The sequence below is a fragment of the Streptomyces sp. NPDC047853 genome, assembly GCF_043204535.1.
In the GTDB taxonomy this organism is placed as follows: domain Bacteria; phylum Actinomycetota; class Actinomycetes; order Streptomycetales; family Streptomycetaceae; genus Streptomyces.
The window spans coordinates 30448-42749 of sequence record NZ_JBIDCI010000025.1 but is presented as its reverse complement, the minus strand read 5'-3'; the positions used below and the strand labels follow the sequence as shown (position 1 = coordinate 42749).

The 12302-nt window shown below is 68.7% G+C and carries 8 protein-coding genes; 4 read left to right on the top strand and 4 right to left on the bottom strand.

What is annotated here, in order from left to right; translation table 11 throughout:
* Nucleotide 1 precedes the first annotated feature (1 nt).
* The 4 genes from ACGF5T_RS32000 to ACGF5T_RS31985 all read right to left on the bottom strand — a co-directional run bounded on the left by ACGF5T_RS32000 (nt 2) and on the right by ACGF5T_RS31985 (nt 3825).
* Nucleotides 2–730, bottom strand: coding sequence for a triose-phosphate isomerase family protein (locus tag ACGF5T_RS32000; protein ID WP_366768447.1), 729 nt, complete (start codon nt 728–730; stop codon nt 2–4).
* A gap of 47 nt (nt 731–777) precedes the next feature.
* Nucleotides 778–1395 carry a 6-phospho-3-hexuloisomerase gene (gene hxlB / locus ACGF5T_RS31995; RefSeq protein ID WP_366768425.1) on the bottom strand — a complete coding sequence of 206 codons (618 nt, stop codon included), beginning with the start codon at nt 1393–1395 and terminating at the stop codon, nt 778–780.
* Nucleotides 1396–1455: 60 nt separating this feature from the next.
* Nucleotides 1456–2214: a nitroreductase family protein gene (locus tag ACGF5T_RS31990; RefSeq protein WP_366768424.1), complete on the bottom strand. Its 759-nt coding sequence runs from the start codon at nt 2212–2214 to the stop codon at nt 1456–1458.
* A 192-nt stretch (nt 2215–2406) separates the two neighbouring features.
* Nucleotides 2407–3825 carry a hypothetical protein gene (locus ACGF5T_RS31985; protein ID WP_366768423.1) on the bottom strand — a complete coding sequence of 473 codons (1419 nt, stop codon included), beginning with the start codon at nt 3823–3825 and terminating at the stop codon, nt 2407–2409.
* An 884-nt stretch (nt 3826–4709) separates the two neighbouring features.
* On the opposite strand from ACGF5T_RS31985, the gene ACGF5T_RS31980 reads away from it, so the two are divergent.
* Genes ACGF5T_RS31980 through ACGF5T_RS31965 form a run of 4 tightly spaced genes read left to right on the top strand, consistent with a single transcriptional unit; the run spans nt 4710 to nt 12287 of the window.
* Nucleotides 4710–5144, top strand: a complete 435-nt coding sequence (locus ACGF5T_RS31980; RefSeq protein ID WP_366768422.1) for a carboxymuconolactone decarboxylase family protein — start codon at nt 4710–4712, stop codon at nt 5142–5144.
* 35 nt (nt 5145–5179) lie between these two features.
* The gene (locus ACGF5T_RS31975) at nt 5180–6490 is read left to right on the top strand and encodes an acyltransferase domain-containing protein (RefSeq protein ID WP_366768421.1); all 1311 of its coding nucleotides are present in this window, start codon (nt 5180–5182) and stop codon (nt 6488–6490) included.
* Complete coding sequence (locus ACGF5T_RS31970; RefSeq protein WP_366768420.1) at nt 6487–11373, top strand: SDR family oxidoreductase; 4887 nt, start codon at nt 6487–6489, stop codon at nt 11371–11373. Before ACGF5T_RS31975 ends, ACGF5T_RS31970 begins: the two co-directional genes overlap by 4 nt.
* Nucleotides 11370–12287 (top strand): SDR family NAD(P)-dependent oxidoreductase, encoded by a 918-nt coding sequence (locus ACGF5T_RS31965; protein WP_366768419.1) that lies wholly within the window; start codon nt 11370–11372, stop codon nt 12285–12287. Before ACGF5T_RS31970 ends, ACGF5T_RS31965 begins: the two co-directional genes overlap by 4 nt.
* Nucleotides 12288–12302: the final 15 nt, after the last annotated feature.

Sequence of the window (12302 nt, the reverse complement as noted above, 5' to 3'; positions counted from 1 at the left end):
GTCACCTGCCGGTTCCCGTTTCGTGCTGCGGCGCACCCATTAGTTCGCTCAGCACGTCGTCGAGCATCGCACCGTCCTGGGCGGCCCTCCCCAGTGCCACCCCGTCCCAGGGAGCAAGCCGGCGGAGAGCGGAGTAGGTTCCCGCCGTGACGGCGCCGCCGTAGATCATGGTGAGAGTGATGTGGTCGGGCGCCGCGTTGTGCAAGGCGTCCAGTACTGCGGCGGCCTGGTGTGGTTCGGCGCTCTGCCCACCGCCGATGGCCCAGACGGGTTCGTACAGGACGACGGCCGCGGCTCCGGTGGGGAGGAAGCGCAGGACGGTCGTCGCCTGCTGGTGGACGTGGGCCACGGTCTCCGCGGGGCCAAGGCGCTCGTTCTCACCGACGCAAATCACCGGGACCAGGCCGGCGAGTGAGGCCACCCGGGCCTTGCGGCCGACGAGTCGGTCGTCCTCGCCGAACAGGCGGCGACGCTCGGCGTGTCCGACCATCACGTGTGTGCAGCCGATCTCTGCCAGCAGGTCTGCGGAGACCTCGCCGGTAACCGCTCCCCCCTCGTACCACACGTTCTGGGCCCCGATCGTCATGCCGGTCTCCTTGACGTGTCGTAGTCCGGCAGGAAGAAGCGGGTGAGGAAGACACACGCAGAAGCGCAGCCGTCCCAGGTGGTCGGCCCTGGGCAGAAGGACGTCGTCGATCCATTGCTCGGTCTGTCGCAGACCCAGATTCATCTTGGTGCTGGTCAGCGAGACTGGTGTGGTCACTTGTAATCCCGTGCCTATTCGAGGTTGGTGTGCAGGGCGAACATTTCCCGCGTGTCGACCTTGTGCAGCCGCTCGTAGGCGAGCACGAGGGAATCGAAGAACAGCAGGGCCCCTTGCTCGAACAGGGTGCCGACGAACTGGACGGACCGCTCCAGCTCATGGTCCTGGCTGTACTCGGCCAGGTGGATCACCAGGTCGGCCCGCCGGGCCAGATGTGAGTCGGCACTCGCGGTCACGACGGCTATCCGGGCACCCGCGTCCGCGGCACTCTTCGCCATCACCACCGTGGTGGGGGTCTCTCCTGAGCCGCTGCACACCACCAGCAGATCCCCGGGACCGATCGACGGGGTGGTGACGTCGCCCGCGACGTAAGCGCACAGTCCCAGGTGCATCAGACGCATCGCGAAGCCCTCCGCAGAGAGTTTGGAACGTCCGGCTCCGGCGACGAAGATCCTCCTGGCGTCGCGGAGCGCGGTGACGAGGTCGGCGGAGGCCCGGTCGTCGACGTGGGAGAGCATTGCATCGAGTTCCCGCACGACGACGCGCCGGGCCGAGGCGTACGGACCATCGGCCCCCACAGGCGTGTCGGCCTGCGATACCTCGATCTCGATGTCTTTGTCTTGATCGACCATGACGTGTCTGTCCTGTTCCTGGTGGTGGGCTCGTTCGTCGCGTTCTGTAGAGCGGAATGGTCAGGAGCGCCAGAAATCCTGGTGCACCACTTCCTCGACGCCTCTGCGGGGCGCAGGGCGGAAGGACGTACCCGTCGGATGAGCCACGGCCAGGAGTCCGGCCTGGGTGACGTGGTCCGGCAGACGCAAAATCTCGGCGGCCTCCTGGGCGTGGGCCAGGTGCAGTGCCGTCACCGCACAGGCCAGTCCGCGCAGCCGCAGGGCGAGCATGAGACTCCACATGGCGGGCCAGATCGATCCGTAGTACACCGAGTGCGCCACGTGGTCCACCGGAGCAGGCAGCCCCAGCTTCCTGAACCTCTCTTCGAAGTCGCCAGGTGACAAGCTCAGGCAGGGCACCACGAGGACGGGCACGCGGTGCAGGTGTTCCGCCAGGTGCGCGGACGCCCGCCAGACGCCGGTCCGTCCGGGTTCCTCGGCCGCCTGGTCCGCCATCGCCTCCAAGTAGGGCCGGGCCGCCCTGCGGTAGCACTCGGCCAGTCGGCGCCTGCTTCCGGCGTCCGTGACCACGACCCACTGCCACGGCTGGTCGTTGGAGCCGTTGGGTGCCTGCAATGCGTCCGACAGGGCCGCGTGCACCAGACGGATGTCGACCGGACGCTCGAGGTCCAGACGCCGCCGTACGGACCGGGTCGTCGTCAGTAGTTCCTCGCCGCTCAGCTTTCCGATCGCTGGCGCGGGGTGCGAGGCCCGGGGATCGGCTTCTCCTCTCTCAACGCAGGGCTCTTCCTGCTCGCATGGACGAAGCGGGTCGTTCACAGTCGTGCGCCTCCTGTTGAGGTCTTTCGGCTTCGCTACCGGGTCGGGGGTCGGTCCGACTCCGGCGGGGGCGGCGTCCCCCCGCAGCCATGCAGTGCGGCTGTCCCTGAGCGGCCTCGCCACACGGACCGGTGCGACGGCATGCGTGAACGCGTTGAACGCCCGGCCGATTGCCCGGCGTCGCCGCCCCGCTCAGTCGAATGGAGCGATCGCGCGTGCTCCGGACCGGACCGCACTCGGCGGCCCGGAAGCGAGGCCGGGAGCGAGGGTGGATATCCTGCTCAGGAGCACAGCAGCCTCCGGGACGCGCCGGAAGCGTACGAGCCGTGCCTGTAACTCCTTCAGGAGCACCGCTGATCGATGGGAACGCAGGAAAAGGTACTCATCGATGAACAGACGGCCGTACACGCAGGCTTCGTCGACCCGTCCCAGATCCAGCAGGACGAGGGCGACACGAACCTGACTGAACGCCCTTCTGCGGCGTTCGTCGACAGGCCGGTCCTGTGCCGCGTACCTCAGGGCGTCGAGCGCCGCCTGGGTGTGCCCGAGACGCAGGAGCACCTGGCCCTTCCGGTAGGCCATTCCGGCTTTCGGGTAGCACGTGAAGTGTCCGGGGCGAGAAGCAGCCCGGGTCATGCACGCCTCGGCTGTCTCCATGTCCCGGTAGACGGTGGTACGGGACTCGCCGGACAGCACCCGGGCATGGGCGCGCTGCACGTGCACGAACGCCCGTAAGTCGTCGCTGTCCTCGGTGTCAGCGGCGGTGACCGCCGCATCGGCGAGGTCGACCGCGTGGCGCAGCGCACCCATCCGGACCGCTTGCACACTCAACGCCCTCAGCGTGATGGCGCGTGTGCGCCGCTCCTGGTTCTCGGCGGCGGTTCTCAGCGCTGCGTAGTAATAGCGCTGCGCCAGTCCCTGGTAGCCGGCATCCGCCGCCATGTCCCCCATTATGTGCGCGAGTTGTGCGGTCACTGACAGCAACTCTTTGCGTAGCGCCGGTGACGCCGGTTTCAGCAGCAGACGACCGATGTCGTCGCCGATGTATGAGGCGGACGAGGCACGGGCGTGCGCTCCTCCGAACAGGGACCAATTCCCGGCTAACTGGTCCAGCATGTACCGAGCTCTCTCCACGTCGGCTTCGCTGACCCCGGCGCAGCGAGCGCCACGCCCGAGGCCCTCCGGGAGGCCGGCTGGTTCGGGGCCGGGCGGGACCGACTGCCTGAAGACGGCACGCAGAAGCCTCGAACGACGAGCTGGGTCGGCGTCGGTTCTCGCCAGGGTCACCAGGCTGCGGAGCGGGTCCCCAGGCTGCTCCCGCTCCGCGTCGTCGTCCCACCTGTCGTCGGCAGCGGGCACGGTCAGGCCCGTATCCTCCGGACTGACCGGACGCCCCGTCCGGCGGGTCAGTGCTTCCGCAACGAAGTCGGGAACGGGAGCCTTCGGCCGGGAGCCGGAGAGCCAGTGGGCCACCGCGGTACGGTCGTAGCGCAGTGACAGGCCCTGGGCAGCAGCCAGGCGGTCGACGTCCCTCGCCAGTTGCGCGGCACTCATGTCCGCTTCGGCCAGCAGTTCCGCGAGTAAAGCGTTGTGCCTGCGGTGACGTGGCACTGGTGTGCCCCTCCTTCACATCGACTTCATGTCGCGACGACTCGGCATCCTCCCGGCGTCCGGACGGAACGGTTTCCATCGTGCATGCGGTGCGAGCTGCGCCAATGGCCTCATCGGGGCAGTGCGCGCACTGGCCCGTGTCGCTGACACCCGTACGCGCTGGTGCACACCCCGTGTGCGCACGAAACCTCGGGAGAACGGTCGTTAATGCGTGGGCGTGTACGTCGGACGATGATCCATCGAGGTGGGACTGCGGGGTTGCCACCTGGGCTCGGTGAGTCAGGGAACAGTCGGGACGATGCCTGCCCGACCTCTTGTTCTCTGTCTTCTCATGCTGTCACCCATACATGCTCGAACCCGCGCCTTTGACTGATTTCTCCTGTCGCCCCGGTAGTCATGCCGGCCAGGGGCGCGCAGATCCGTACGACAGGACTACGGCCGGTGCGAACATGCCCTGCCCGCGGCTCACCGGAGCAGGGCTCTGGCACTGCCGTTCCCCTCGGCGTTCAACGTGCACACGCATCGCCGGTGTGTCCGCAGGTGTGCGACGCACGCTCATGGTGAGACGCAGTACATGCTTTTCGGCGGGGGAGCGCTGGGAGCACGTCAGGAACTCGGTCTCCCTTTCTTCGCGTGCCCAAAATTCAACACTGGAGGTGCCGCTCAATGGGTCCCAGGGCCTGTTCCTGTCATTTCGATGACAATCCTCTTCCCATAGCTCAAGACGCTTAGTAGCGTGAGGCTCACGTACTTCCGGACGCGGTTCCCTGAGAACACGCGCTCCCTGCTGTGGAAGATTCCGTAATTCCCCTCGCTCCTGCACCTGTTAGTTTACTTTGCGGGGTCCGGAAAGGGGGATCTGGAGGCCATTCAGGAGAATTAGCATGTCGAGTGCCGAGGGAACGCCACCGCGATCTTCCGAGACATCTGCCGCCTACCGCATCGCGGAGGAAGTGGCAGGAGAGGAGGCAGTCCAGAACTTCGTTGAGGCACTCGGTCCGGTCGGCGGGTATGTGGCCGATCTTGTGATCGATGTCGTCTTCGGCAAACTCCACAGCCGGTCGGCGATGAGCCACGAGGAGCGCGAGATGGTCACTCTTGCGATCATCGCATCACTCGGTGGCGCGGAGGAGCAACTGACCACGCATCTTCACATTGCCCATCGCCTTGGGATATCTCCGGAAAAGGTGATCGAGATATTCGTGCACACCGGAGCCTATGCCGGATTTCCGCGCACACTGAACTCCGTGGAAGCAGCCAGGAAGTTCTATGAAGAACTGGGCGTACTTCCCTTGGGTCGGGCACCTCGCCACTCTTGATGTGCTCGCCCACTCAACGCCTGAAAGGATTGATCATGTCCTTGCACACAGCCGTTCTGTTTCCCGGGCAGGGTGCCTACCTGCCCGGGGTCCTCGCCGACAGGGCGAGCCGCTTGCCGAGGGCCTCTGAGGCACTGGCCGCCATCGACGAGGTGATCACCGCCCAGGGCCACGACCCGATCGCTCCGCTGGTGCTGGACCGTGAGGCACCGTCCTTGCAGGACCTCCTGAAGAGCGACAGTGATCGGCTGGATCTGGCGATCTATGCCACCAACGCGGTGGCGGCCGAACTACTGGCCGGCATGGGAGTGCGCGGTGACGTCCTCATGGGACACAGCTTCGGTGAGTTCGCCGCCCTGTCCGCCGCCGGGGCGGTGCCCGTCTCCGATGTCGCGCGCATGGCGTGCGCGCGGATCGACGCGTTCCGCAGTGCCGCGCCCGAGGACGGAGGACTCGTGGCACTCGACGTCCCGGCCTGGCGTGCCGACCATCTGGTGGGGGTCTTGGACGAACCCGGTCTGCGCACTGCGATCGACAACGGCCCTGGTCAGACGGTTGTCTCAGGACCGTCCGCGTCCCTCGAGAAGGTCGAGAAGATCGCGATGGACCTGGGCCTGCGGGCCACTCGGCTTCGCGCCCGGTACGCCTTCCACAACCCTCTGCTCAGCGACGCGGCCGAGCGCTTCCGCAAGGCCGTGGCGGACGTGACCGTCCGAGCCCCCCGGGTCGCCGTATTCTCCCCTGTTCTGGGACGGTTCGTGCACAGCGCCGCGGACGTCCGGGAAGTCGTTGAACGGAACATGATCGCGCCCGTCCCCTTCTACGACGCGCTGCTCACCCTGTTCCGCCAGGGCACGCGCGTGTTCATCGAAGCTGGTGCGCGTCAGGCCCTCTCCGGGATCGTGCGGTCCTCCCTCCCCGCCGCAGTCACCGCGATCCCGCTCCTCGCGAACCGCGGCGACATGGAAGGTCTCGCGGCAACCTTGACGAGTGCCGGTGTGCCGGCCCGATGGCCGGCGAAAAAGGACGGCGCGTCCGGCGCCACGGACAACGAACAGGCGAACGACGACGTGCCCTCTCCCACCGGCAGCAAGTCCCCCGACGGGCATGCCGAACTGCTGGCCGAGCTTGCCGCCCTGTACGCCGAAGACCTCGGCTTCCCGGCCGAGATGCTGACTGCCGACATCGATCTGGAGGCGGATCTGGGTGTCGACTCGGCGAAGCAGATCGCGCTCTTCGAGCGTGTCCGGCGCCATTACGACCTGCCCGTCGTCCCAGGCGAACGACGCAACGAGGCGACCACCCTGGAGCGCATAGCGGACCTGGTCGAGGATCTGCGCGGATGAAGACACCGGAGAACGCCGGGGAACTCGTCGCCGTGGTGGGCATCGGGCTCGCAGTGCCCGGAGCCAGCAGCCCCGCCGAGTTGTGGCGGCTGCTCAACGGAAGCCGGGACGCCTTCAGCGAACCGGGGGACCGCTTTCGTCTCGACCACTTCTGGTCCGGCGATACGCAGCAGGAGGACAAAACCTACGCGCGCCGTGCGGGATACCTCCACGGGTTCCGTCCCCACCCGGCCCTGAGCGAGGAGGAGCGTGAGGGGGCCGGCCGCGACGCCGCGGTGCGATGGCTGCGGCACGCTCTCCTACAGGCCCGCCAGCACGTCCGCACGGAGTCCGGCCGCCGGTGTGCGGCGTTCATCGGGGCCTGGCCCGGAGGCAGTCAGAGCCTCGTCGAATCGGTACTCGTGGATGTGGTGACCCGCGATCTGAAGGACAGAGAGGAAACCGCACGCGTCCGCGAGGCACTGTTCTCGCACTACCGGCACGCGTTGCCGGCGTGCGAGGCACTCACACCGGACGCGGTCGTACGGGATGTGTTCTCCCGGTTGCCCGAGCGGCTTACGGAGTCCTGTGTCGTGGACACCGCCTGCGCCTCATCGCTCTACGCGGTGGATCTCGGCGTCAAGGCGCTTCTGGCCGGCGAGTGCGAGACCGCTTACTGCGGTGGCATCACCGTGGTCGATCCCACCATGGCAGTGATGTTCGCGAAGCTGAACGGCCTATCACGGCACGGGCGCGTACGCGCGTTCACGAAGGAAGCGGACGGAACTCTCTTCAGCGACGGCGCCGGTGTGGTGGCTCTGAAGACGCTGCAACGGGCGCTGGACGACGGGGACACGGTGCACGGCGTACTACTGGGTTTCGGAGGAGCCGCGGACGGCCGGGGCAAGTCGATCTCCGCGCCCAACCCGGCCGGTCAGCGCCGCGCGATAGAACGCGCCCGCTCCGTCAACTCCCTGACGCCCAAACAGATCGACTGGATCGTGGCACACGGAACCGGAACAGTCGCCGGTGACCGCGTGGAGTCACAGGTGCTGTCCGCCCTCGGTAAGCCCTCCGGACAGCGCTGTACCAGCAACAAACCGGTCGTCGGACACACCGGATGGACGGCCGGCGTCGTATCCCTCATCCACGCCCTCCTCGGACTTCGTCATGGTTGGATTCCGGCCCAGCTGGGCGCCCGGGGACACCGGGACGAGCCTGCCGACGGCCTCGAAGTACCGACCGGGCCCATCAGGCTGCTGCCCCGGCGCCAAGGACGCCGGACCGTCGGTGTCTCGGCGTTCGGGTTCGGAGGAACCAACGGCCACCTCCTGGTGGCCGATCCCGGTGAGGTGACCGGCCTCCGCTCCGCGCCCCCACGGAAGGCCGACGACGACATGGTCCTGGTCGCCTGGTCCGCGCATCTGCCCGGTGCTCCGTCCCGCACCGCTCTGCGGGACTGGCTCCGCGGCTCGGCAGCCGCACCGCCCGCTGCGTTCCCGGCCCCCTACCCTGCTCCTCCGCCGTCCGAAGTGAGGCTGTCCGCCCGTACCCTGCCCGTCGTCGATCCGGGGCAGTTGATGGGCTTGCAGGCCGCAGCACAGTTCGTCGACGACCACGGCGAAGTGTGGGCGGACCTGCGGGACACCACCGGAGTGATCGCCGCGCACACCGGCATGCCCCGCGGACTCGTCGGCGCCACTGTCCGCTGCTACCACGACGACGCCACCGCGGTGCTGCGGGAGCACGCCTCCGAGCCGGGCTTCACGACCGCGGCCGCATGCCTGGAGACGATGCGGGAGTCGTTTCCCGCCTGCACCGAGGACTCCCAGGCAGGTGTTCTGCCCAACGTCATAGCGTCGAGACTCGCTGCCCGATACGACCTGCACGGGCCCACCATGGCCGTGGACGCCGGCGTGGACAGCACGCTCACAGCGCTCCGCGTGGCCCAACGGTACCTGCGCACGGGCGAGCTGCACCTGGCCCTGGTCCTGGCCGTCAACGGAAACGCCACGGCCACCAACGCGGCGCTGACGAGCGCCGAAACGACACCGCTCGCCGAGGGCGCCTTCCTGCTTGCGGTGACCACGGAAAGCCTGGCCGAACGCCACGGGTGGCAGGCACTGGCACGGTTGTCCGACGACCGAAAGAACTCGGCCGACGCAACAGCAGCGCCGACGAAACCCGAACAAAGTTACCTGGCCGCCGACCACGCCGTCGCCCTCCTGCATGCCGTCGAGTCGGACGGCACCCCGGTCCGGCTGCGCGCCCGCCACGGCGACACGGCACTGCGTGTCCAGCCGGTACGTGCCGGGCGCTCGATCTCCCCGGAGCCCTCTTCGCCCCGCCTGACAACGCGGTACGCACCGAGCTTCGTGCGCGAACCCCTGCCCGCGTCCCGCAACCGGCCCTCGCGCTCGCCGCTCCCATCGCTGGGAGTCGTGCTCGCAGACTCCTCCGAGACTGCCGCACGGATCAGGCACGATGCGAAGGCGGCCGATTCCACGGTACTGGTCCTCCCGGCCGGCGACGAGCGGCACACCTCGGCTCGAGCCCGGGAGGCGCTGTCGGTCGCCACCCACCAAGCGGCACCGCACCTGACCGTTGTCGGCGACCTTTCGGAGATGACCCTGGACCGTGCCCTCGCACTGCACGAAATGACGTTCCTCACCGTGCAGCGCCTGTGGGCCCGCCCCGCGTCACACGGCTCCCTGACGGTCCTGCTGAGCGACGCGGCGCACTCACCTCGGGCGTCGGCCGTTCCGGCACTGTTCGAAGGGCTGGTGAAGAGCCTGCGCTGGGAACGCCCCGACTGCGCGGCGAGCGTCATGACCACGGACGAGGCAGGGACCAGCACGGTGCTCGCCCATGCGGAGGCGGAGCACGCGGCCTCGCCCGGTCCTCCCCCGGTGGTGCGGTTCCTTCGCGGCGAACGCTGGGTGGAGGCCGTGCTCCCTGCTCCCCTGCCCACCGTGGTCCCTGCCCCTGGTCTGCTCCCGGAAGACTGCGTGGGCGTCGTCACCGGAGGAGCGAGCGGCATAGCACGAGTGCTGCTGACGACCCTGCCGCACCACCTACGCCCGCGCCTGTGGCTCTTGGGCCGCACCCCGGTGGACCGTCCGGAGCCGTTCGACGACCTGCGGGACGGGCCGGGCGAGAACACGCGGACGGACCTCCTCCGACGGGTGCGCAGGGAACACCCCGACCTGCCGATGCGGGCCGTGGTGGCGCAGGTGGACGGCATCTTGAAGCAGCGCACAGTACGAGACTCCCTGCGGGTGCTCAGGACCCAGTTCGGGGTCGATCGCGTGCATTACGCGACCTGCGACGTGACCGACCGGGATTCCGTCCAGGAAGTGGTCGGACGAGTCCTGGAGGCTGAGGGCCGTGTCGACTTCGTCCTGCACGCCGCGGGGCAGGTGGCCTCGTCCCTGCTGCCTGGCAAGTCCCTCGACGCGTTCCGCGCCGTCCGGGACACGAAGGTGCTCGGGCACCGTCATCTCTCCAACGCTCTGGCGTCCCACCCGCCCCGATGGTGGTGCAACGTCGGCTCCTACTCCGCCACCGCCGGAGCGCCCGGGGACACGGACTACGCCTCCGCCAACGCCTACCTGGCCGCCCTGGCCGAGACAGCCATCGGGGCCGCGCAGACGACGATCGGCTTCACTATGTGGGGACAGACCGGTATGGGGGCCGACGCACTGTTCCAGGAACACGTGGCGCGCCAGGCTCAGTTCACGCCGATCTCCACGGAGGAGGGTGCCGAACAGTTCGCGGCCGAGATGCGTGCAGCGCCACTGGCCGGTGGTTCGTCGGTGTACCTGGGTCCGGCGGAGCGCGACCGGCTGCGGCAACACCGGCCGGGCCTCGTCCGAGACGACCGGCCGTCGGCCCCAGTGGTCCGCCGACGGCCGCCCTGGTGGACGCGGCGACCGGACGCCTCCACCGGCGCCGAGTGGGCGTACCTGGTCGATCCCCACTTCGAACGGCACCTTTTCGACCACCTGGTCAGCGGAAAGCCGACCGTACCGGCGACCTTCATTCTCGACATCGCCGCGCAGGCGGCCGAGGCACTGCTTCCCGACGCCGTCACCACGGGATTCCGCGACGCACGATTCGAGACCTTCATCCGTCCGTTCGCCCGCGCAGTGCCCTCCCCGCTGCGGATCCGGGCGTCGGAGACGTCCGCTTCACCCGCGGAGGAGGACACGTCGGGATCCGCCGTCGAGGTGACCATCCATTCGGACACCCTCGACCCTCGCGGAGGAACCCGGCGGGGCGCGCTGCGGCACTTCCGGACCGTGGTGTTGCTGGACCGGCGGCCGCGCGAAGCGACCCAGCAGGCTTCCCGTCCTCTCGAATCCCCTCTGCCGGCTCAAGACGCCTACGCCTCCTCCCACGCCCCGGTCTCCCTGCGCGGCCCCTTCCGCAACCTCTCGGACTGCCTTGTGGACGCCACGGCCGCACGTGGCACGTGGACGCCCTCGCTGGCCGGCCATCCCCAGTTGCGCACGATGACCACTCCGGCGCTCTTCCTGTGCGCCGCGCTGCGCACCCTCGCCCTCAGGCCCCGGTCAGCCGGCCACCAACCCCTCTTCGTGCCCCGTTCCATCGGCCGGATCGACCTGTACACGCAGGGGGCCAACGACCACGACCTCGTCCTGCAGTACGGGCACAGCCTGAGCGTGGCCGTCGACGACGCGGGCGTGTGCAGCGGGACCACACCCGACGGGCGCCTGCTGGCGCGGCTGTCGGAAGTGGAACTCGTCGACATCGCGGATCCGCCGTCGCCGACGGGCAGGAGCCCTCACGCCTGCGTCGCCCGCCACCGGCCCAACACGTCCTCGGATCGGTGGGCCGGGGACGGCAGCCGATCCGGGGAAAGTGAGAGGACCGCGCCATGAGGGACTCGCACTGCGTCGTCACCGGCGCGACCTCCGGTATCGGCAGGCAGATCGCCCATGGACTCGCAGCGGCCGGAGCCCGGCTGGCCCTCGTGTGCCGGAACCGCGACAGAGGCGCGGCCACCGTCGCGGAGCTGGCTGCCGATTGGCCAGGGACGGACGTCCGGCTGTTCGTCGCCGACCTGGCCGCTCTCGACGAAGTTCGCTCGGTCGCACGGGAGATCAGCCGCTGCTGGGAGCACGTGGACGTGCTCGTGAACAACGCCGGGACGCACGACATCCGGCCCTCGACGACTCCCCAGGGCTTCGACAGAATGATCGCCACCAATCACCTGGGGCCCTTCCTGCTCACCCAGCTCCTTTTCGAGCAGCTGCGCCGGGGGGCTCCCTCGCGTATCGTCACGGTGGCGTCCGAGGCGCACCGCAGCGTCTTGCGTCTGGATCCAGTCTCCTTCGCGGAGCCCAGGCCCTACGGGCCGATCGGCTCGTGGACCGTCTATGCACGCTCGAAACTGCTGAACGTGCTCACCACCCAAGAGACGGCACGCAGGTGGGCACGTCACGGGGTCGCAGCCCACGCCTACTGCCCCGGTCTGGTGTCCACCGGTCTGGTCAGGAACATCCCGCTGGCGCCCCGTCTGCTCGCGCTCGCGGAGCACACTCCCCTGGTGCGCAGCTCCGAGGAGGGGGCGCGGCCGGCTCTCCGTCTGGCCGGCGATCCGTACTTCGCCCTCCGCGGCGGAGGATTCCACTCCTGGATGCCCGGGGTGCGCCTGCTGCCACCCGCCCCCCTTCGCTTCCATCCCCGCCTGCAGAGGGACGTGTGGGAACGCTCGGTGGAACTGGTGGGCCTGGGGCACACCGGCACCCGGGTCGAGGACGACGAACCCCCTCGAGGAAAGGTCACCCCCTGATGAACGAAGCGCGTC